16 protein-coding genes are annotated in these 22142 nt (G+C 73.4%); 11 read left to right on the forward strand and 5 right to left on the reverse strand.

The features are described from left to right. Positions 1 to 2 precede the first annotated feature (2 nt). The 8 genes from ACQP60_RS17275 to ACQP60_RS17310 all read left to right on the forward strand — a co-directional run bounded on the left by ACQP60_RS17275 (position 3) and on the right by ACQP60_RS17310 (position 8679). Complete coding sequence (locus tag ACQP60_RS17275; protein ID WP_429735118.1) at positions 3 to 902, forward strand: F0F1 ATP synthase subunit gamma; 900 nt, start codon at positions 3 to 5, stop codon at positions 900 to 902. Between the two features lie 46 nt (positions 903 to 948). Next, a complete protein-coding gene (gene atpD / locus ACQP60_RS17280; RefSeq protein WP_429735120.1) occupies positions 949 to 2430 on the forward strand; it encodes a F0F1 ATP synthase subunit beta in 1482 nt (493 codons plus the stop codon). Between the two features lie 101 nt (positions 2431 to 2531). Next, positions 2532 to 2816 (forward strand): F0F1 ATP synthase subunit epsilon, encoded by a 285-nt coding sequence (locus ACQP60_RS17285; RefSeq protein WP_429735122.1) that lies wholly within the window; start codon positions 2532 to 2534, stop codon positions 2814 to 2816. Positions 2817 to 2827: 11 nt separating this feature from the next. Then, complete coding sequence (locus ACQP60_RS17290; protein ID WP_429735124.1) at positions 2828 to 3247, forward strand: DUF2550 domain-containing protein; 420 nt, start codon at positions 2828 to 2830, stop codon at positions 3245 to 3247. A 77-nt stretch (positions 3248 to 3324) separates the two neighbouring features. After that, positions 3325 to 4020, forward strand: coding sequence for an endonuclease NucS (nucS, locus tag ACQP60_RS17295; protein WP_429735126.1), 696 nt, complete (start codon positions 3325 to 3327; stop codon positions 4018 to 4020). 74 nt (positions 4021 to 4094) lie between these two features. Then, positions 4095 to 5384, forward strand: coding sequence for an N-acetylglucosamine-6-phosphate deacetylase (locus tag ACQP60_RS17300; RefSeq protein ID WP_429735128.1), 1290 nt, complete (start codon positions 4095 to 4097; stop codon positions 5382 to 5384). Positions 5385 to 5521: 137 nt separating this feature from the next. Beyond that, a complete protein-coding gene (locus ACQP60_RS17305; RefSeq protein WP_429735130.1) occupies positions 5522 to 8035 on the forward strand; it encodes a beta-glucosidase family protein in 2514 nt (837 codons plus the stop codon). Next, on the forward strand, positions 8032 to 8679 hold the full coding sequence (locus ACQP60_RS17310; protein WP_429735132.1) for a DUF624 domain-containing protein: 648 nt from the start codon (positions 8032 to 8034) through the stop codon (positions 8677 to 8679). The genes ACQP60_RS17305 and ACQP60_RS17310 overlap by 4 nt, the downstream gene beginning before the upstream one ends. A gap of 103 nt (positions 8680 to 8782) precedes the next feature. Here ACQP60_RS17310 and ACQP60_RS17315 read toward each other — a convergent pair whose 3' ends face one another. The 5 genes from ACQP60_RS17315 to ACQP60_RS17335 form a co-directional block, all read right to left on the reverse strand. After that, positions 8783 to 10537, reverse strand: coding sequence for a type 2 periplasmic-binding domain-containing protein (locus tag ACQP60_RS17315; RefSeq protein WP_429735134.1), 1755 nt, complete (start codon positions 10535 to 10537; stop codon positions 8783 to 8785). A 31-nt stretch (positions 10538 to 10568) separates the two neighbouring features. Continuing rightward, positions 10569 to 11486 carry a carbohydrate ABC transporter permease gene (locus ACQP60_RS17320; protein ID WP_429735136.1) on the reverse strand — a complete coding sequence of 306 codons (918 nt, stop codon included), beginning with the start codon at positions 11484 to 11486 and terminating at the stop codon, positions 10569 to 10571. Positions 11487 to 11500: 14 nt separating this feature from the next. Next, positions 11501 to 12517, reverse strand: a complete 1017-nt coding sequence (locus ACQP60_RS17325) for an ABC transporter permease (protein WP_429735138.1) — start codon at positions 12515 to 12517, stop codon at positions 11501 to 11503. A 165-nt stretch (positions 12518 to 12682) separates the two neighbouring features. Further along, the gene (locus tag ACQP60_RS17330; RefSeq protein ID WP_429735140.1) at positions 12683 to 13681 is read right to left on the reverse strand and encodes a LacI family DNA-binding transcriptional regulator; all 999 of its coding nucleotides are present in this window, start codon (positions 13679 to 13681) and stop codon (positions 12683 to 12685) included. Positions 13682 to 13684: 3 nt separating this feature from the next. Continuing rightward, the gene (locus ACQP60_RS17335; RefSeq protein WP_429735142.1) at positions 13685 to 16258 is read right to left on the reverse strand and encodes a glycosyl hydrolase family 95 catalytic domain-containing protein; all 2574 of its coding nucleotides are present in this window, start codon (positions 16256 to 16258) and stop codon (positions 13685 to 13687) included. 319 nt (positions 16259 to 16577) lie between these two features. Here ACQP60_RS17335 and yicI point away from each other — a divergent pair, with 319 nt between their 5' ends. From yicI to ACQP60_RS17350, 3 genes are all read left to right on the forward strand, one after another. Next, a complete protein-coding gene (gene yicI / locus ACQP60_RS17340; RefSeq protein ID WP_429735144.1) occupies positions 16578 to 18896 on the forward strand; it encodes an alpha-xylosidase in 2319 nt (772 codons plus the stop codon). Between the two features lie 179 nt (positions 18897 to 19075). Beyond that, positions 19076 to 20554, forward strand: a complete 1479-nt coding sequence (locus ACQP60_RS17345; RefSeq protein WP_429735147.1) for a GH1 family beta-glucosidase — start codon at positions 19076 to 19078, stop codon at positions 20552 to 20554. Between the two features lie 40 nt (positions 20555 to 20594). Continuing rightward, positions 20595 to 22043, forward strand: a complete 1449-nt coding sequence (locus ACQP60_RS17350; protein ID WP_429735149.1) for a serine hydrolase domain-containing protein — start codon at positions 20595 to 20597, stop codon at positions 22041 to 22043. Positions 22044 to 22142: the final 99 nt, after the last annotated feature.

A 22142-nucleotide genomic window follows, 5' to 3' on the forward strand; every position in this document is an offset into this window, starting at 1 on the left:
GCATGGCCGGTGGAGCCCAGCGCATCTACAAGCAGCGGATCAAGTCGACGCAGTCGCTGAAGAAGATGTTCCGCGCGCAGGAGCTGATCGCGGCCTCCCGCATCGGCAAGGCGCGGGCGCGCACCGCCGCGGCGGCACCGTACGAGCGGGCCATCACCCGCGCGGTGTCCGCCGTGGCGACGCACACGTCGACCAAGCACCCGCTGACGAGCGAGCGGCACGACACCGACCGCGTCGCGGTCCTCGTGATCGCGTCCGACCGCGGCATGGCCGGCGCCTACTCGGCGTCGATCATCCGCGAGACGGAGCGCCTGGTCGCGCAGCTGCAGGGCGAGGGCAAGCAGGTCGAGCTCTACGCGACCGGCCGCCGCGCCGTCTCGTACTACAGCTACCGCGGGCGTCAGCTCGCGGGGCAGTGGTCGTACGGCTCGGACAGCCCGGACTCGGACGTCGCCGGCGAGATCGCCGACACGCTGCTCGGGGCGTTCCTCGCCCCGGCGGACGAGGGCGGCGTCTCGGAGCTGCACGTCGTGTACACGCAGTTCGTCAACATGGTCACGCAGCGCCCGCGCGTCGTGCGGATGCTGCCCCTCGAGGTCGTCGAGGGCGTGGCCGTGCCCGGCGAGCACGACGCGTTCCCGCTGTACGACTTCGAGCCGTCACCGGAGAGCGTCCTGGACGCCCTCCTGCCGCGGTACGTGCGCAGCCGCATCTTCAGCTTCATGCTCGACGCCGCGGCGTCCGAGCTGGCCGCGCGCCAGCGGGCGATGCACACGGCGACGGACAACGCCGAGGACCTGATCCGTACCTACACGCGCCTGGCGAACCAGGCTCGCCAGGCGGACATCACCCAGGAGATCAGCGAGATCGTCTCGGGTGCCGACGCCCTCGCGGCGTCATGACGCCCACCCTGACACCCGGAACGAACCTTTCGAAGCGAGGCAAGCAATGACCGCCACCACCGTGGAAGCCCCGGTCGAGCACCAGAGCGGACCCGGCGTGGGCCGTGTCGCGCGCGTGATCGGCCCCGTCGTCGACATCGAGTTCCCCGAGGACGCGATCCCCGACATCTACAACGCCCTGACGGTCGACATCGACCTGTCGTCGCAGGGCGAGGGCGAGAAGTCCTTCACCCTCATGCTCGAGGTCGCCCAGCACCTCGGCGACTCCCTGGTCCGCGCGATCGCGCTGAAGCCGACCGACGGCCTCGTGCGCGGCGCCGTCGTCACCGACACGGGGGCGCCGATCAGCGTGCCCGTCGGCGACGTCACCAAGGGCAAGGTCTTCAACGTGACCGGCGACGTGCTGAACGCCGAGCCGGGCGAGAAGATCGAGATCACCGAGCGGTGGCCCATCCACCGCAAGCCGCCGGCCTTCGACCAGCTCGAGTCGAAGACGCAGATGTTCGAGACGGGCATCAAGTCGATCGACCTCCTCACCCCGTACGTGCAGGGTGGCAAGATCGGCCTCTTCGGTGGTGCGGGCGTCGGCAAGACGGTCCTCATCCAGGAGATGATCCAGCGCGTCGCGCAGGACCACGGCGGTGTGTCCGTGTTCGCCGGCGTCGGCGAGCGCACCCGTGAGGGCAACGACCTCATCGCCGAGATGGAGGAGGCCGGCGTCTTCGACAAGACGGCCCTGGTCTTCGGTCAGATGGACGAGCCGCCGGGCACGCGACTGCGCGTTGCCCTGTCCGCCCTGACGATGGCGGAGTACTTCCGCGACGTGCGCAAGCAGGACGTGCTGCTCTTCATCGACAACATCTTCCGGTTCACGCAGGCCGGCTCCGAGGTGTCGACCCTGCTGGGCCGCATGCCGTCCGCGGTGGGCTACCAGCCCAACCTGGCCGACGAGATGGGCCTCCTGCAGGAGCGCATCACCTCGACGCGCGGCCACTCGATCACCTCGCTGCAGGCGATCTACGTGCCGGCGGACGACTACACCGACCCGGCGCCGGCGACCACGTTCGCTCACCTGGACGCGACGACCGAGCTCTCCCGAGAGATCGCGTCGAAGGGTCTGTACCCGGCGATCGACCCGCTGACCTCGACGTCCCGCATCCTCGACCCGCGCTACGTGGGCCAGGAGCACTACGACGTCGCCACCCAGGTGAAGTCGATCCTGCAGCGCAACAAGGAGCTGCAGGACATCATCGCGATCCTCGGTGTGGACGAGCTCTCGGAGGAGGACAAGACGGTCGTGGCGCGTGCGCGCCGCATCCAGCAGTTCCTCTCGCAGAACACCTACATGGCGAAGAAGTTCACCGGCGTGGAGGGTTCTACCGTGCCGCTGAGCGAGACCATCGAGGCGTTCAAGAAGATCGCCGAGGGCGAGTTCGACCACATCGCCGAGCAGGCGTTCTACAACATCGGCGGCCTCGAGATGCTCGAGGAGAACTGGGCCCGGATCCAGAAGGAGTACGGGGCCTGACGGTCTCGTCCCGCCGCGTCGCCCCGCCGGGAGGCACCGCCTGCTGGCGGGGCGACGCGACCGCCTGACGAACCCCGCACGATCGGAAAGAGGACATGGAGATGGCAGAGCTGAACGTGGACCTCGTCGCGGCCGACCGCAAGGTCTGGTCCGGCGCGGCGCGCGAGGTCAGCGCCCCGTCCGTCGACGGCCAGGTCGGCATCCTCGCCGGCCACGCCCCGCTCCTCGCGGTGCTGCGCCCGGGCACGGTCAAGGTGTCGACGGCCCACGGGACCGCGGTCGAGGCGCACGTCACCGGCGGCTTCGTCTCCGTCGACGGCAACCTCGTGACGATCGTCGTCGACGAGGTCTCGGAGCTGTCCGGCCGCGAGCCGGCGCTGCGCTGAGGCAGGTGCCGGTGGCGTACGTCGTCTGGACCGCGGTGGCTCTCGTCGTCGCGCTCGGACTGGTGCTCGCCGCCGGCGCCTCCCGCCTGCGGACCCTCTCCCGGAGGGTCGGCTCCTTCCCCTGCCACGCCCGGCCCGCGGACGACCCGCAGGCCGCGTGGATGGTGGGGATCGCCCACTACGCCGTGGGCCGCATCGACTGGTGGCGCGGGTGGTCGCTCGCGCCGCGCCCGGCGCGCGTCTGGCGACGCGACGGGCTCTCGATCACCGGCCGCGCCCCGCTCGACCAGGCCGGTCAACCCGACCAGGTGCTGGTGCGCTGCCGCTACGACGGCACCGACTTCGAGCTGCTGATGTCCTCCGGCGCCTACGCCGGGCTGGCGTCGTGGCTCGAGTCCGCGCCCCCGGGGCGCCGCGACCTCGTCCTGTAGACCGCCCGCGTATCCTCCCTGGTGGCGTCGCCCGCGGCGCCCGCCCGCAGCACCCGCCACGAACGAAGAGGAGGACCGTGCGTCTCGTCGTCGCCCGCTGCTCGGCCCGGTACACGGGCCGGCTCACCGCCCACCTGCCGCTGGCCACGCGGCTCCTCGTCGTCAAGGCGGACGGCAGCGTCCTGCTGCACTCCGACGGCGGCTCCTACAAGCCGCTCAACTGGATGAGCCCGCCGTGCGTCATGGCGGTCGGCGACCCCGACGACGCGGCGCGGGAGCGCGGCGTCACGCAGGTCTGGACGGTGCAGCACCAGAAGTCCGACGACCGCCTCGAGATCGAGCTGCACGAGGTGGAGCACGACTCCGCCCACGACCTGGGCGTCGACCCGGGCCTCGTCAAGGACGGCGTGGAGGCGCACCTGCAGGAGCTGCTGGCCGCGCAGATCCACCTCCTCGGTGCGGGCCACACGCTGGTGCGCCGTGAGTACATGACGGCGATCGGACCGGTCGACATCCTCGCCCGCGACGGCTCCGGCGCGACCGTGGCGGTCGAGCTGAAGCGCCGCGGCGACATCGACGGCGTCGAGCAGCTGACCCGCTACCTCGACCTCCTCAACCGTGACCCGCTGCTGGCCCCGGTGCGCGGCGTCTTCGCCGCCCAGGAGATCAAGCCGCAGGCGCGCGTGCTCGCGACGGACCGGGGGATCGAGTGCCTGGTCCTGGACTACGACGCGATGCGCGGCGTGGACGACGTGGAGTCGCGCCTCTTCTGACGCCTCCGATGACGCCCGGTCGCGGTTTGTCAGGAAGGTTTCGGAATTCCTTCGCCCTGCGGCAGGATGGGCCCATGAGCGCTGCCATCCCCACGGCCCCCACCCCCGAGCCCGTCGCGTCGGTCGCGCTGCGCGGCCGCGTCGTCACCCCGCAGGACGACGTCGAGGACGGCGCGGTCGTCGTCGCGGGCGGCCTCGTGCGCTGGGTGGGACCCGTGGCGGCGGCGGAGCACGCCGACCCGGAGGTCGCCGCCGCGGTGGCCGCGGCCGCGGTCCCGGAGCCAGGCACCGTGCTGCTGCCCGGCCTCGTCGACCTGCACAACCACGGCGGGGGCGGCGTCGGCTTCCCCGACGCGTCGACCGCCGCCGACGCGCTGGTCGCGGTGCGCGAGCACCGCCGGCACGGCACCACGACGATGCTCGCGTCGCTGGTCACGGCCGACCGCGAGACGTTGCTGGTGCGGGCGGCCCTGCTGGCTGGTCTGGCCGACGCGGGCGAGATCGCCGGGATCCACGCGGAGGGGCCGTTCCTCTCGCACGAGCGGCGCGGCGCGCAGAGCCCGGCCGACCTCGTCGCCGGCGACGTCGGCCTGGTGCGCGACCTCGTCGAGGCGTCGCGCGGGCACCTGCGCACCATGACCGTGGCCCCCGATGTCGACGGCGTGGTCGGGCCCGACGGCGCGGCCGACGCGCTGGTCGCCGCCGGCGTCGTGCCGTCGCTCGGGCACACCGACGCGACCACGGAGCAGGCGGAGGAGCTCGTCGCGCAGGTGGCCGCGGCCCTCGCCGCCGCCGCCGAGGCCGGGGAGGCGCCCGCGCGCGAGATGACCGCCACCCACCTGTTCAACGGCATGCGCCCCCTGCACCACCGGGCGCCCGGCCCGATCGCCGCGTGCCTGGCCGCCGCTGCCCGGGGCGAGCTCGTCGTCGAGCTGATCGCCGACGGCGTCCACCTGGCGCCGGCGACGGTGCGGACGGTCGTGGAGACCGTCGGCGCCGACCAGGTCGTCTTCGTCACGGACGCGATGGCCGCCGCGGGCATGGCGGACGGGTCCTACGAGCTGGGTCCCATGGCGGTGACGGTGCGCGACGGGGTCGCCCGCCTCACCGACCCGGACGACCCCGACGGCGGCGCGATCGCAGGCGGCACGGCGCACCTGGTCGACGTGGTCCGCCACGCCGTCGCCGCGGGGGTCCCGCTCGTGGACGCCGTCCGCTCCGCGTCGTGGGTGCCCGCGCGTGTGCTCGGCCTCACCGACGTCGGCGGCCTCGTCGTGGGGCGGCGGGCCGACGTCGTCGTCACCGACGGAGACCTGCGCGTGCGGCGCGTGCTGCGCGGGGGCGTCGACGTGCCGCTCGGCTGAGCCGGCTCCGCCGCACCACCGCCTCGAAGGCCTTTGCGCTCGGGGCCGGGGACTCGGTAGCGTTGTTGAAGCGCTTCGACAGGGGAGCGTGATCCCAGCCGCACCGCCGCACCGCCGCGGCGCCCCGAGGAGGACCCGTGGACGTGCCTGCCTTCCGTGACCCCCGCCTGCCGGCGCCCGAGCGCGCACGAGACCTGCTGGCCCGGCTGTCCCACGACGAGCGCGTCGCGATGCTCCACCAGCACGCGCCCGCCGTCGAGCGGCTCGGGCTCGCGCCGTTCCACACCGGCTGCGAGGCGCTCCACGGTGTCGCGTGGCTGGGGGAGGCGACCGTCTTCCCTCAGCCGGTGGGGCTCGCGGCGACGTGGGACGTCGACCTGCTGCGCCGCGTCGGCGACGCGGTCGCGTCCGAGGTGCGGGCCAAGCACCGGGCCGACCCGTCCGTGAGCCTCAACGTGTGGGCGCCCGTGGTCAACACGCTGCGGCACCCGGGGTGGGGACGCAACGAGGAGGGGTACTCGGAGGACCCGCACCTCACGGCGCACCTCGCGACGGGCTACAGCCACGGCCTGCGGGGCGAGCACGAACGGGTGTGGAAGACGGTGCCGACGCTCAAGCACTTCCTCGCGTACAACAACGAGACCGACAGGTCGTCCACGAGCTCGAACCTCGACCCGCGCACCCTGCACGAGGAGGAGCTGCCCGCGTTCCGGGAACCCGTCGAGGCGGGCGTCGCCGGCGCCGTGATGCCGTCGTACAACCAGGTGAACGGCGTACCGGCGCACCTGCAGGGCGACCTGTTCGACGAGCTGCGGTCGTGGGCGCCGGGCTCCGTCGCGCTCGTCTCGGACGCCGCGGCGCCCGCCTTCCTCGTGACCCTGCAGGGCGCGGCCGCCGACCGGGCGGCCGGGAACGCCGCGATGGTGCGGGCCGGCGTCGACTCCTTCACGGACGACGACGCCGACCGTGCGCCCACGGTGCGACGGGTCGAGGAGGCCCTCGAGCGCGGCCTGCTCACCACGGACGAGGTCGACCGGGCGGTGCTGCGCCTCCTCGAGCTGCGGATCCGGACCGGCGAGCTCGACGGCGACGACGATCCGTACGCGCACGACGGCACGATCGACGCGCCGGAGCACCGGAGGCTCGCCCGGGAGGCCGCGGCGCGGTCCGTCGTCGTGCTGCGCAACGAGGCCGGGACGCTGCCGCTCGCCGCCGGGTCCGTGGCCGTGGTCGGCCCGCTCGCCGACGTCGTCCTCACGGACTGGTACTCGGGCACGCCGCCGTACGCCGTCACGCCGGCCGACGGGCTGCGCGCGGCGCTCGGTGCCGACCACGTGGAGGTCGCGACCGGGTCCGACGTCGTCGCGCTGCGGGTGGCGGGCTCCGGGCGGTACGTCGCGGTCTCGGCGGACGGGGCGAGCGTCGTGGCCGACGCCGCCGACGCGGGCAAGGCCACCCACCTGCACGTGACGGACTGGGGCGACGGCGTGCTGACGCTGCGCGCGGCGGCGTCCGGGCGCCTGCTGACCGGGGCGTCGTGGCCGTTGCGCGCCGACGCCGAGCGGGTGGGCGGCTGGGAGGTGCAGGAGAGCTTCCGCCGGCACGTCCACGCCGACGGCTCGTGGTCGCTGCTGCACCTGGGATCGGGCCGCTGGGTGCGGGTGCAGCGGGAGACCGGGGTGCTGTGCGCCGAGGGCCGGACGCTCGACGACGCCGCCCGGTTCGTGCCCCGGGTGCTGGAGTCGGGGGCCGCCCGCGTGGCGGAGGCCGCCGCGCGGTGCGACGCCGTCGTCGTGGTGGTCGGCAACGACCCGCACCTGAACGGGCGCGAGACGCAGGACCGCCCCCACCTCCTGCTGCCCGACGCCGCCGTCGAGGTGTGGCGGGCGGCCGCCGACGCGAACCCCCGCGCCGTCCTGGCGATCGTCTCGAGCTACCCGTACGTCCTCGGCCCGGGGGCCGACGACGCGGCGACGGTCGTGTGGAGCAGCCACGGCGGGCAGGAGCTCGGGCACGGGCTGGCCGACGTGCTGACCGGGGCGGTCGAGCCCACCGGCCGCCTCGCCCAGACCTGGCCGGCGCGGCCGGAGCAGGCAGGCGACCTCTTCGACTACGACACGCGCCGTCAGCAGGTCACCTACCGGCACCTGCCGGCCGACGACCGGGGCGTCCCGGCGTTCGCCTTCGGTCACGGCCTCACGTACGGCGAGGTGGCCTACGGGGGCCTCGAGCTCTCGCGGGCCGCCGTGGACGCCCCGCCGCCGACGCGCGACCACCCGCCCCTGCACCCCGCGGACCCCGGGGCCCCCGGCGTCCTCACCGCGCGGGTGACGGTGCGCAACGCCGGCGACCGGCCCGTCGACGAGCTGGTGCAGGTCTACTCGCTGGGCTGCGCGGCGGCCGACATCGCCACCCCCGTCCGCCTGCTGCTGGGCTACCGGCGCGTGCGCGTCGAGGCCGGCCAGGAGGCGGTCGTCGACGTCCCGTTCGACGTCGCCCGCCTCGCCGTCTGGGAGTCGGGGCCCGGGGGCGGGGCGCTCGACGGCGCGCTCCGCGTCCAGCCGGGGGAGTACGTCCTCGCGGCAGGCCCGTCCAGCGCCGAACTGCCGGCACGGAGCGGGCTGCGGGTGCAGGCGGGGGCGGCCCGGTGAGGATCGATCCCGAGGGCCGCACGGCCCAGGGCATCACCACGTTCGTCCTGTTCGTGGTTCTCAACGTCCTGTACCTGCTGGCCTGCCTGCCCGTCGTGACGATCGGCGTCGCCACGAGCGCGCTCCTCGAGGTCACGCTCCGGTACGCCGACGACGAGCGCGGGCACCTGGTGCGCGGGTTCGTCGTCGCCCTCGGCCGGAACGCCTGGCGGGGCACCGCCGCCTTCGTGGCCCTCGGGCTCCCGGCGGCGATGCTCGTCTACAGCGGGGTCTTCTGGCTCTCGCTGACCAGCGTGCTCAGCGCCGTGGCCGGGGCTCTCGCGCTGCTGGGCGCGTGCTACCTCCTCGCGGCGCTGCTCTACGCGCTCGCGCTGGTGGGCTGGTTCGACGCGCCGCTGCGGCGGACGGTGCGCAACGCGCTGCTCCTGCCGCTGGTCGAGCCGGCGCGCACCCTGCTGCTGGTGCTGATCCCGGTGGGGTCGGCCTGCCTCGCGCTCGTCGCCCCGCAGACGCTGTTCCTCGGCGCGACGATCGGGTTCTCGTTCGGCGCCTACGTCTGCGCCTTCCTGCTGCACGGCGTCTTCCGCCGGCGCCAGGCCCACCCCTCGGAGCTCGAGCCGGTGAGCCCGCACTCCGGGCAGTGAGCACGGGGTCGCGCACGGCGCGACGGCACGACGAAGGGCTCGGGCGTGGCGCCCGAGCCCTTCGACGTGCGACGACCGGCGACCGGTCAGCGCGTCGTGAACGTCAGCCGAACTCCTTGGCGACGGCCACGCGCGCCTCGTTCTGGGCCTTGGCGTTGCCCATGTCGAACTCGAGGACCTTGGCGTAGCCGAGGCCGTCGACGGTCTTCTGCATGTCCGCCAGGAGCGAGTCGAACTCCGCGTCGCTCTTCGCGAAGACCATCTTCCAGGAGTGCTCGATGATGGACGCCTTGACCTGGCTGCGGATGGCCTCGATCTCCGAGTCGTCCGCCGGGGCGGTGTAGCTCGAGCCCGGGGCGACGACGAGCTGGTTCTCGGCCTGCAGGTACTCCATGGTCGAGGTGGCGTCCCCCATCCGGGCGCTCCAGTCCTCGGACAGCGGGTTCTTCACCTGCTCCTGGTAGCTCGGCCAGAACGTGTAGTTGTACGGGAACTTCGTCTCCGGGTTGACGTCCTTGGGCAGGACGGTCGACACGTTGAGGGTCGACACCCCGTCCACGTAGGCGCCGCCGCCCCACTCGGCCGGCACGTCGGCGCCGCCCTCGCGGAAGACCTTGGTGCCGAAGTCGGTGAGTGCCGGCTCGCCGTTCTCGCCCAGCTCCCACGTGAGCCCCTCGGGCCCCGCGGCAGCGCCGGTCTGCGACGAGTTCATGTTGACGCCCTCGGGCGAGTACAGCCAGTCGATGAACGCCGCCAGGCGGGCCGGGTCCTCGGCGCCGGAGCCGATCCCGAGGATCTGCTTGCCGCCGTACACCTCGGCGCCGTAGGAGAAGATCTGCTGGTCGGCCAGCGGCGCGAGCTCGAAGCCCTTGCCGTCGGCCATGTTCGCGTCGGTGTTGTACGCCGACTGCCCGAGCCACGGCCACCAGGACAGCAGCACCTGGCCGTTCTGGTACTTGGTGAACATGGTGTCGTAGTTCTGGGTGGTCGACTCGGGGTCGACGAGGCCCATCTGGTTGGCGTCGTAGTAGAACTTCAGTGCGCGGACGTACTCCGAGTCGGAGTCGACGATGCTCTGGTAGTCGGAGCCGTCCGCCTTCGCGAGGACGAAGCCCATCTCGTCGTACCCGTAGAGGGTGGCCGGCTGCTTCGCCGTGACCATCATGTTCCCGTCCCAGTCCTTGAACAGGGAGACGGCGTACGCCTTCTGGCCGTTGTCGGCCTTGGGCTGCGCGTCCTGCATGTCCTTCAGGACGGGCAGGAGGTCCTCCAGCGTCCCGATCTCCGGGTAGCCGGCCTTGGCGTACAGGTCCCAGCGCAGGTAGGGCCCGAACGTGGGCTCGAGGCCCTCCGACGGCTCGGTGGGCTTGAGGCTCGACACGGAGGTCGGGAAGCCGTAGATGCCTTCCTTGCCCTCGTTGAGGTGCTGGACCGCCGGGTCGTACTGCGGCACGTTCTTCATCGACCCGTAGTAGTCGCTCGCGTCCAGGAGGAGGCCGCCCTCCACGAGCTCGTCCATCTGCTGGCCCTTGTCGACGACGACGAGGTCACCCAGGTCGCCGCCCGAGACGCGGGTGTTGTACAGGGTGTCACCGCCCCCCGCGACGTTGGGGGCGATGATGTTGAGCTCCATGTTGAACTTGTCCTTGACGACCTTCCCGAACCAGCCGTTCTGGATGCCCATGTAGTTGGCCAGGCCGTCGTAGACGTCGACGGTGATCGGGTCGGCCTTGGACCAGTCCTGGTCGAGGTTGACGTTGGTCGGCTCGTCGTCCGACCCGCCGGGCGAGCAGGCCGCGAGCGCGAGCACCCCGACCAACGGGGCCACCACCATGGCGACCGATTTCCTGAGTTTCATGACACCCCTTCGTGCGTGCGACGAGGCACGGTCAGCCCTTGACCGCGCCGAGCATGATTCCCTTGACGAAATAGCGTTGGAAGAGCGGGTAGATGAAGAGGATGGGGAGCACCACGAGCACCGCGACCGTCATGCGGATCGACGTCGGTGTCTGGGTGGTGGCCGCCGTGGCCAGGGCCCCCAGGTTCCCCTGAGCGTTCTGCGCCGCCTGCGCCAGGCTGCTCGCCTGGTTGGTGTACGTGTAGAGCAGGTACTGCAGGGAGTAGAGCTTCTGGTCGGTGATGTACAGCAGCGTGTCCTGGAACGAGTTCCACTGGGCCACCGCCGTGAAGATCGCCACCGTGGCGAGGATCGGCGTCATGTTCGGCAGGATGATCCGGAAGAAGACCCGGAGCGTCCCCGCGCCGTCGATCTCGGCCGCCTCCTGCAGCGAGGCGGGCATCGACTCCACGTACGTCTTGACGAGGATGATGTTGAAGGGCTGCACGATCGCCGGGAGGATGTAGACCCAGAACGAGTTCGTGAGCCCCAGCGTCTTCATCGTGATGTACATCGGGATCAGCCCCGCGCTGAAGTACATCGTGAAGATGACCAGCCGGTACCAGAGGGAGCGCTTCCACATCCGCTCCTGGGTGAACATGAAGCCGAGGAACGCGGACGCCAGCACCGTGCAGGCCGTGCCGATGACGGTGCGGGCCACGGACACGATCGCCGCGGCGGACAGCCCGTCGAGCTGCAGGATCTGCGCGTAGTTCGACAGGTGGAGGCCCTCGGGCCACAGCCGGACCTGACCCAGGGCGCTCATGTCGTTGGCGCTGACCGAGTTGATGATGAGGAAGTAGAACGGGTAGGCGCACAGGAGCGCGAAGAGCAGGAAGCCGGCGTAGTTGACGATCGCGAAGGGAACGTCGCCGCGCGCGCGCTTGAGGGCAGGGCTGGTGATCGACATCGTCTCGTCCCCGTTCAGATGATCGACGTGCCGCGGGCGCGCTTGGCGATCGCGTTGGCGGTGACGAGCAGGACGACGGAGATGACGCTCTTCAGCATGCCCAACGCCGTCGCCATCGACAGGCTGTTCCCGGTGATGCCGATGTTGTAGACGTACAGGTCCAGCACCTGGATGTGCTCCTTGTTGAAGGCGTTCTGGAACACGTAGTACTGCTCCATGCCGTTGTTGAGCATGTTCGCGATCGAGAGCACGAGCAGGACCACGTAGGTGGGCATCAGCTGCGGGAAGGTGATGTACCGCATGAGCTGGAAGCGGCCGGCGCCGTCGATGCGGGCGGACTCGTAGAGCGCCGGATCGATCGAGCTGATGGCGGCGAGGTACATGATCGCGCCCCACCCGAGGCCCTTCCAGAGGCTCCAGAGCAGCATCGTCAGCCACACGTGCTCGCCGGTGTCGAGGAACTTGATCGGCGTGGTGATGATGCCCCAGTCGTTCAGCACCGAGTTGACGAGGCCCGAGGTGGAGAAGAGCGAGAACGCGATCATGTAGACGAGCACCCACGAGATGAAGTTCGGGAGCGTCGTGAGGGTCTGCACCGCGTTCTTGAACCAGGGTGCCCGGATCTCGTTGAGGAGCATCGCGAAGAAGACGGGCAGCAGGGAGGTCGCGATCCCGAGGAAGCTCATGGCGAGCGTGTTCGCCATGACCTGCCCGATCTGCTGGAGCTGCGTGGGGGAGGACACGAGCATCCGGAACCACTGGAACCCGACGAACTCGCTGCCCGACAGCCCGAGGGCGGGCTTGTAGTCGTAGAACGCCGTCGCCCAGCCGACGAGCGGCAGGTAGGAGAACGCGAGCACGAGCACGAGGAACGGGAGGATGACGAGGAACATCGTCGGCGACGGCTTCTTGCCCCGGCGCCTCCGGTCGCGGCGGTGCGGCGACGGTTCCTCGCTCCGGCGCGCGCGTTCGCGGTCCGGTGCGTCGGCGGGGCCGCGGTCGAGCAGCGGCGCTCCCTGGGTGAGGCTCACCTGTCACTCCCTCGTGATGGTTCTCGCGCGCTCGGCGGCCACCGGCGGCCACCGTGTCGAAGCGCTTCGAATTGATATCACTCCCGTGACCGGTAGCGCAATGGTGTGCGGCGATCCGGAGCCGGGTCGTGACCTGTTGCCCGGCGCCCTCGCGGGGGTCGGGGGCTACCGCCGGGCGGTGCTGCCTCGGGTGGTGAGCACCGGCGTCAGCAGGCGGGTCTCCGCGTGCTGGCCGCCGTCGAGCCGGGACATGACGATGTCCACGGCGAGGCTGCCGATCGTCGCCGCGGGCAGGTCGATCGCGGTCATCGGGACCTGCTGGGCGAGCGCGACGTCCTCGGGGCACAGGGCGACGACGGACACGTCCTCGGGCACGGACCGCCCCGCGTCGCGCAGCCGGGACAGCACGTGCGGCAGGGCGCGCTCGTTGTGCACGAAGAGCCCGCTGGTGCCGGGGGCCTCCGCGAGGAGCTCGTCGACGACGCGGGCCACCTCCGCGGGAGCCCCGGGGCAGGCGACGACCTGCGCGTCGAGGCCGTGCTCCGGCGCGGCCTGCGCGAACCCGCGCATCACGCGGTCCACGTACGACGTGTGCCGGTCCACGACCTCCGGCGGCGCGCCGAGCATGGCCACCTGCCGGTGCCCGAGCTCGGCGAGGTGCTGCGCGGCCAGGCGGCCGGCGGCCTCGAAGTCCAGGTCGACGCAGGACAGCCCCGACGCGTCCCGGGGCAGGCCCACCAGGACGGACGGCTGCCGGGAGCGGGTGAGGATCGGGATGCGGGCGTCGTCCGCCTCGACGTCCATGACGACGAGCGCGTCCACCATCGAGCCGTTCGTCGCGCGTTCCAAGCCCTCGAGGTCGTCCTGGGTGAGCAGCAGGACGTCGTGCGCGTGCTCCCGCGCCCGGGTCACGACGCCCCCCGCGAACTGCATGATCACCGGCACGTCGATGCCGGAGCGCAGCGGGATCATGAGCCCGATGACCTCCGTGCGCGCCGAGGCGAGGGCGCGCGCGCCGGCGTGCGGCCGGTAGCCCAGCGTCGCGATCGCCTGCTCCACGCGACGTCGCGTGGGCGCGGAGATCGACCGCTTGCCGGAGAGCACGTAGGAGACGGTCGACGCGGAGACTCCCGCCGCCTTCGCGACGTCCTCGATGGTGGCCACGGGCTAGCTCCTGGGTGCGTGGGGGACGGCGGCGCCCGCGACCGGGAGGTCGGCGGGCACGTCGAGGATCACGGTAGCGCCCGCGGCCGCCGAGACGCTGGTTCCCGCGGTGGCCACGCCGCCGTGGCGCACCACGACGTCGAGCGCCCGGTCGGCCGGCGCGCGCAGCCGCGCCCGGGTGAGCGCGCCGTCGCGCCAGGCGAGGTCGACCTCGGCCCCGCCGCGGGCCCGCAGGCCGGTGACCTCGCCGTCGGGCCACGCCGGGGGCAGGGCCGGCAGCAGGTCGAGGCGGATCGCGCCGTCCTCCCGCCGGTGCGACTGCAGCAGCATCTCCGCGACGCCCGCCGTGAGGCCGAGGTTGCCGTCGATCTGGAACGGTGGGTGCGCGCTGAACAGGTTGGGGTACAGCCCGCCCCGCTGCCCGGCCGAGTGCCGTCCGTCGGGCCCGTCGGCGGGGCGCAGCGACAGCAGCACCTGGTCGTGGGCCCGCCCGCCCTCGCCGAGCCGCGCCCACAGCGCGATCCGCCAGGCGAGCGACCACCCCGTGGACTCCCGGCCTCGCAGCTCGAGGCTGCGCGCGGCGGCCCGCGCCAGCTCCGGTGTCGTCGTCGGGTCCAGGTCGCCGAGGGGATAGAGCCCCGCGAGGTGCGACAGGTGCCGGTGCTCCGGCTCCGCCTCCGGCACCTCCTCGCCCCACTCCAGCAGCTCGCCACGGGAGCCGACCGCCGGGTCGGGGAGCGCGGCCACGACGGCCTCGAGGCGGGCGAGCCACGGCTCGTCGGCGTCGTCGAGCCCGAGCGCGCCCGCGGCCTCGCGGCACCCGCCGGCCAGCGCGCGCAGCAGCGCCACGTCCATCGCGGCGCTCGTCGTGACGGCGGCGGGCTCGCCGTCGGGCGCGACGAACTGGTTCTCCGGCGACGTCGACGGGCTGGTCCAGGCCCGCTCCGGGCGCCCGTGGTCGCCCCCGGCCGTCTGCACCCAGGAGAGCGCGAACTCGCCCGCCCCGCGGAGCGCGGGCCACGCCGCGCGCAGCTCGGCGTCGTCGCCCGTGAACCGGTGGTGCTCCAGGAGGTGCTGGGCCAGCCACGTGCCGCCCTGCGCCCATGCGGACCACTTGGCCTCGCCGCGGCCGTTGCCGACGGGGGCCGCGTGTCCCCACGCGTCGGAGTTGTGGTGAGCGACCCAGCCGGCGGCTCCGTACAGGTCGCGCGCGACGGCGGCGCCCGGCCCGGCGGCGAGCCGGCGGACGTAGCGCAGCAGCGGCTCCTGGCTCTCGGCCAGCGCGGTCGTCCCGGCCGCCCAGTACGCCATCTGGAGGTTGATGTTCAGCGTGTAGCCGCTGCTCCACGGGCCCGGCAGCCACGGGTTCCACAGGCCCTGCAGTGTGAGGGGCAGGCCGCCAGGGCGGGACGACGACAGCAGCAGGTAGCGCCCGTAGTGGAAGGCGAGCGCCGCGAGGCCGGGGTCGGGGCGGTCGGCGGCGGCCGGCACGCGGCGGTCGGTCGGCAGGTCGACGGCGTCCGCCGGCGACGGCAGGGCCAGGTCCACCCGTCCGTACTGCCGCGCGTGCTCCGCGACGTGCGCCGCGCGCAGGCGCTCGCGGAGCGCGTCGACGGTCGCGTCGGCGGGCACGGGGGAGGCCGCGTCGTGGCTCGGGTCGACGGCCGCGAGCTGCGCCGCGAGGCGGTCGGCCGGCGGCGCGGCGTCCGCCTCGCCGGGCGGGTCGGTCGTGGCGGTGGCGACCAGCAGCACGTGCGTGCGCGCGACGCCGGTGCGCAGCGCGCCGTCGTCGAGCGAGTCGAGCATGGCGTCGTGGTCGGCGGCGGTGACCGCGACGGCCCCCGTGCGGCCGCGCGCGGCGTCGTACCGCAGCTCGCCCTCGGGGTGGTGCGACGGCGGGACGTCGACGGGAAGGTCGAAGGTCCGCACCAGTGCGGCGGGGGCGCCGGCCGGACGGGCGGCGTCGAGGGCCGTGCGCAGATCCGCGGCCGGGCGGGCCGAGGCGCGCAGCAGGCTCTCGACGCGCACCACCAGGCGGACCGGTCGCGCGGCGCGCACGGTGTGCACCACCGCGCCGCCCCGGGAGTCGGCCCAGGTCTCCTGCACGACGCGGCCGGCCACCGGGTGCTCCCACGTGTGGGTGGCGACGCCGGTGCGCAGGTCCAGCTCGCGCCGCACGACGCCGCGGGGAGGCGTCGGTGCGGGGGTCGCGGCCGCGGCGGCGGGCTCGTCGACGGGCTCGACGGCGACGTCGAGCTCGGCGAGCGGGAGGTACGCCTGCGCCCACGGTGTCTGCATCTCGGCGAGCAGGGCTTCGGCGCCGCGGACGTCTCCGCCGTCGACGGCGGCGCGCACGCGGGCGAGGTGCTCGGGGCCGCGGGCGCGCGCCCCGGCCAGCGGGTCGGCGTCCGGGGTGCCGGACCAGGCGGTGAGGTCGTTGAGCCAGAGGTGCTCGACCCCCGCGCGGCCCGCGCACATCACCCCCCGGCGGCCGTTGCCCACCGGGTAGGCCTCGACCCACCTCGTGGCGCTGCGGTCGGTGTGCAGGACGTGCGTCGTCGCGGGGAGTTCGCCCATGGTCGGCATGGTCGGAGAGCGTAGTGGCCGGACGCGAATCGCTTCGACCGTCCGGGCCGCCGCCGGTCCCGACGGTCGACCGGCCGAGGGTCGCCCGCTTGACGACCGTCCGCCCGAGGTCGATACTCACCGTCGAAGCGCTTCGATTTGATCGGCGCGACTCGACGCGGCGGGCCCGGGCACGGCCGCCGCGGCGCTGGACTCGACGAGGAGGACCCATGCTCCGCGGGGCACGGTGCGCGGGCGTGACGGCCTCGCGCGGCGAGTCCCGGTGCCCCGCGCCACCATCGACACGACAGCACGGAGTAGGTGCACCCTGATGAAGTTCACCGACGGTTACTGGCAGACCCGCCGCGGCATCGCACCGCTGTACGCGGTGGAGGTCGACGACGTCCGCGTCGACGAGGCGGCGGGCACGATGACCGTCTACGCCCCCACCGCGCGCATCCGGCACCGGGGCGACACGCTCAACCGGCCGATGCTCACGGTCACGTACTCGTCGCCCGCACCGGGCGTCGTGCGGGTCCGCGTCGAGCACTTCGCGGGGGCCGCGCGTCGCGGGCCGGAGTTCGCCGTGCGGGGTGAGCCGGGCTTCCTCCCGGTCGTGAAGGTCGACGAGACGGAGGGCGTGCTCGAGACCGGCGGCCTCACCGTGCGCGTGCACCGCGGCGGCGACTGGCACGTCGACGTCGAGCACGACGGCCGTGTGCTCACCTCCAGCCTGCCGAAGTCCGTAGGTGCGATGACCGCGACGTCGGGCCCGCTCGAGGGTGGCGCCTGGGTGCACGAGCAGCTGACGCTCGAGCCCGGGGAGCACGTGTACGGCCTGGGCGAGCGGTTCGGGCCGTTCGTCAAGAACGGGCAGTCCGTCGACGTCTGGAACGAGGACGGCGGCACGTCCAGCGAGCAGGCGTACAAGAACGTGCCGCTGTACCTGACCAGCAAGGGGTACGGCGTCTTCGTGGCGCACCCCGAGCGGGTGTCGCTCGAGGTCGCGTCCGAGGTGAACACGCGCGTCCAGTTCTCGGTCGAGGGCCAGTCGCTCGAGTACTACGTGATCGCCGGCCCGACGCCGAAGGACGTGCTGCGGCGGTACACCGCCCTCACCGGCCGGCCCGCTCGCGTGCCCGCCTGGTCGTACGGCACGTGGCTGTCGACGTCGTTCACCACCGACTACGACGAGGCCACGGTCACGAGCTTCGTGGACGGGATGGCCGAGCGCGGGCTGCCGCTGAGCGTCTTCCACTTCGACTGCTTCTGGATGCGCGAGTACCAGTGGTGCGACTTCGAGTGGGACCCCCGGGTCTTCCCCGACCCGGAGGGCATGCTCGCCCGCCTGCACGACCGTGGCCTGAAGGTGAGCGTCTGGATCAACCCGTACATCGGGCAGCGCTCGCCGCTGTTCGACGAGGGGCGAGCCAAGGGCTACCTGCTGCGCACCACCGACGGCGGGGTGTGGCAGTGGGACCTGTGGCAGGCCGGGATGGCGCTGGTCGACTTCACGAACCCCGAGGCCGCGGACTGGTACCTCGGCCACCTCGAGCGCCTGCTCGACCAGGGCGTGGACGCCTTCAAGACGGACTTCGGCGAGCGGGTGCCCACGGAGGACGTGGTCTGGCACGACGGCTCCGACCCCCGCAAGATGCACAACTACTACGCCGAGCTGTACAACGAGCTGGTCTTCCGCCTGCTCGAGCGGCGCCGCGGACGGGGCGACGCCGTCGTCTTCGCCCGGTCGGCCACGGCGGGCGGGCAGCAGTTCCCGGTGCACTGGGGCGGCGACTGCGACTCGACCTACGCCTCGATGGGGGAGTCCCTGCGGGGTGGGCTGTCGCTCGCGCTGTCGGGCTTCGGCTACTGGAGCCACGACATCGGCGGCTTCGAGGGCACCCCCGACGCCGGGGTGTTCAAGCGCTGGCTCGCGTTCGGCCTGCTGTCGAGCCACTCGCGGTTCCACGGCTCGTCGTCGTACCGCGTGCCGTGGGCCTTCGACGGCGACACGGACGGTGAGGCGGTCGACGTCGCGCGCCGCTTCACGCACCTCAAGATGTCGCTCATGCCCTACCTCGCCGCGGCGGGGGAGGAGGCGCACGCCGCGGGCACGCCGATCATGCGGCCGATGGTCCTGGAGTTCCCCGCCGACCGCGCGACGTTCGGTGTCGACACGCAGTACATGCTGGGCGGCTCGCTGCTCGTGGCCCCGGTCTTCCGGGCCGACGGCACAGTCGAGTACTACGTGCCCGAGGGCACCTGGACGCGGCTGCTCGACGGCGCGGACGGCGCGCACGCGGAGACGGTCACGGGTCCGCGGTGGGTCACCGAGACCCACGGCTTCGACTCGCTGCCGGTGCTGGTGCGACCGGGCACGGTGCTGCCGGTGGGCGCGCGGACCGACCGGCCCGACTACGCGTGGGCCGAGGGCGTGGAGCTGCGCTGCGTCGAGCTGCCGGACGGCTACGACGCCGTCACCTCCGTGCCGACGGGCGGGCCCGACGGCGAGGCGGCGCACTTCCGGGTCCGTCGCGCCGCCGACGAGGTCGTCGTCACGACCGACGACGCCCCGGGCGCCTGGACCGTCCGGGCGGGCGGGCGCACGGCCACGGCCGCCGGCCCCGGCACGGCCACCCTGGCCGTCTGAGTCGCCTTCCAGCATGCGATCCGTCGCGCCGTCCGCCGTCATGCCGCGACGGATCGCGTGCTCGAAGGCGACGCCGCCGGGTCCGGCCTGTTCCCGTGACCTACACTGATCACGCGTGGAAGCGCTCCCACACCCTCTCCGCCACCCGCCATGACCTCCAGGATCGAGGACCGAGAACCATGACCAGCACGTCCACGGCCACCGCGACCGAGACGGTCGACGAGGCGACGGCCGCCCGCACGTTCCCCGCCGACTTCCTGTGGGGCACCGCGACCGCGGCCTACCAGATCGAGGGGGCGGCGGCCGAGGGTGGCCGCGGCCCGTCGATCTGGGACACCTACTCGCACACGCCCGGCCGCACGCAGGGCGGTGACACGGGCGACGTCGCCTGCGACCACTACCACCGCTGGGCGGAGGACGTGGACCACCTCGACCGGCTCGGCGTCGGCGCCTACCGCCTGTCGATCTCGTGGTCGCGCGTGCAGCCCGGCGGCAGCGGCCCGCTCAACCCCGAGGGTGTCGCGTTCTACCGCGACCTGCTCGACGCGCTGCGCGAGCGCGGCATCCGGCCGTTCGTGACCCTGTACCACTGGGACCTGCCGCAGGAGCTCGAGGACGCCGGCGGCTGGGCGAACCGGGAGACCTCGTCGGCGTTCGCGCAGTACGCGCGGCACATGGCCGTCGAGCTCGGCGACCGTGTCGAGGCCTGGACCACCCTCAACGAGCCGTGGTGCTCCGCCTACCTGGGGTACGGCTCCGGCGTGCACGCGCCCGGCCGCACCGAGCCCGCCGCGGCGCTCGCGGCCGTGCACCACCTCAACCTGGCGCACGGTCTCGCGGCGCAGGCGATCCGCGAGGTGCTGCCCGGCGCCCAGGTGTCGATCACGCTGAACCTGCACGCGATCCGGCCTGCGGACGCGGCGTCCGAGGGCGACGCCGACGCCGTCCGGAAGATCGACGCGCTGGCCAACCGGGCCTTCCTGGGCCCCATCCTCGACGGCGCGTACCCCGACGACCTGCTCGCCGACACGGCGCACGTGTCCGACTGGTCCTTCGTGCGCGACGGGGACCTGGAGCAGATCCGCCAGCCCCTCGACGTCCTCGGCGTCAACTACTACTCCACGGTCACCGTGCGGCACTTCGACGGTCAGGGGGAGCGGTCGGAGAACGACGGCCACGGCGCGTCGAGCCACAGCCCGTGGATCGGAGTCACCGACGTCGAGTTCGCCGAGCAGCCCGGCCCGTACACGGCGATGGGCTGGAACATCGAGCCCTCCGGCCTCACGGACCTGCTGCTGCGGCTGCACCGCACCTACCCGAACCTGCCGCTCGCGGTCACCGAGAACGGCGCGGCCTTCGACGACGAGCTCGTGGTGGACGACGGCGAGCGCCGCGTGCACGACGACCGGCGCGTGGCCTACCTGCACGACCACGTCGAGGCCGTGGGCGCCGCGCGCGACGCCGGCGCGGACGTGCGCGGCTACTTCGCCTGGTCGCTCATGGACAACTTCGAGTGGGGCTACGGCTACTCCAAGCGTTTCGGCATCCTGCACGTCGACTACCCGACGGGCGAGCGCACCTGGAAGGACTCCGCCCACTGGTACAGCCGCCTCGCCACCTCCGGCGAGCTGCCCCCGGTCACCGCCGTCGCCCCCTGACGGTCGCCCGGTCCTGCCTGTTCGGCACTACGGTGCGGGCATGACCGCAGCGCACCCCGCCCCGCCGTCCGTCCCCGCCCCGGACGAGCGCCCCACCCGGTTCGACGACGCCCTGCGTGGGCGGTGCCAGGAGCGCCGGGTGCCGGCGCTGTCCGCCGCGGTGGGGCGCGGCGGACAGATGGTGTGGACCGGTACCGCGGGCTGGGCGCCGTCGACGGCGGGGACGGCGTTCCGGATCGGCTCGATCACCAAGCCCATGACGGCGGTCGCGGTGCTGCGGCTGGTGGTCGCCGGGCGCCTCGGCCTGAACGACCCGGTCGGGCGGCACCTCGCGGACGCCCCGGCTCCCGACGCCACCGTCGCCCAGCTGCTCACGCACACCGCGGGCCTGCCGGCCGAGCCGCCGGGGCCGTGGTGGGAGCGGCACGGCGCGGGCTCGTGGGACGAGCTCGTCGCGTCCGGCGTCGAGCCGCTCTGGGAGCCGGGGGAGCGCCACCACTACTCCAACGTGGGCTACGCCGTGCTGGGCCGGCTGCTCGAGGAGGCGCACGGCCGGTCGTGGGACGCCGTCCTGCGCGACGAGGTCTGGGCGCCGCTCGGCATGACCGGCACCGGCCGCACGCCCCCGGGCGACGCCGCGGTGGGCTACGCCGTGCACCCCGACGCCGACGCCGTCCTCGTCGAGCCCGTGGCCGCCTACGGCGCGATGGGGCCGGCGGGCGAGGTGTGGTCGACGCCGGCGGACCTCGTGCGGTTCGGGTCGTGGCTGGTCGGCGCGGGCGACGGCGCCGGCGCGGGCGACGACGTGCTCCCGCTCGCGTGGCGCCGTCGCATGGCGACGCCGCGCGCGGTGGTGGACGACGACGTCCCGTTCACGGCCGCCTGGGGGCTGGGGGTCTCCGTGCACCACGGGCCCGGGGCGGTCGGGGGGCCCGCCCGCCGCACCGTCGGCCACGGGGGCTCCGTGCCCGGGTTCACCGCGACGCTGCGCGCCGACCCCGCGACGGGTGACGTCGTCGCCGTCTGCGGCAGCTCGACCGCCGGGTTCGGCGACGCCTCGTTCCTGCTCGACCTCCTGGACGGGCCCGTGCTCGCGGCCGCCGAGGGCACGGGAGGGACGGTGGACGCCGAGCCCGGGGTGCTGGGCCTGGCCGGCACCTGGTACTGGGGGCCGACGCCGTACACGCTGTCCCCGCTCGCCGACGGCCGCCTGGACCTGAGCGCGACGGACGGGCGGAGCACGGTGTTCGCCCGGTCGTCCGAGGGCGGATGGATCGGCGTGGAGGGCGGCTACTGGCGCGGCGAGCGCCTCCGCCCCGTCGGGGTCGGGACGCCCGCGGAGGCCCTCGACGTCGGCACCTTCCACTTCACGCGTGCGCCCTACGACCCCGCGACGGCGGTGCCGGGCGGCGTCGACCCCGAGGGCTGGCGTCCCGTCCCGGTGCCGCCCGCCGCGGGCCCGGCCGCCGGGCGCGGTCCCGAGGCCTGACCGGCCGGCGCGGTGTGCGACACACCACCGCGCGCGACACGCCGACGAGCTCGACGAGATTTCGACCCGTTCAGCGCCGGGAATGTCCGATCTGCCGGC

The organism is Isoptericola variabilis, assembly GCF_050311655.1.
Taxonomy (GTDB): Bacteria; Actinomycetota; Actinomycetes; order Actinomycetales; family Cellulomonadaceae; genus Isoptericola; species Isoptericola variabilis.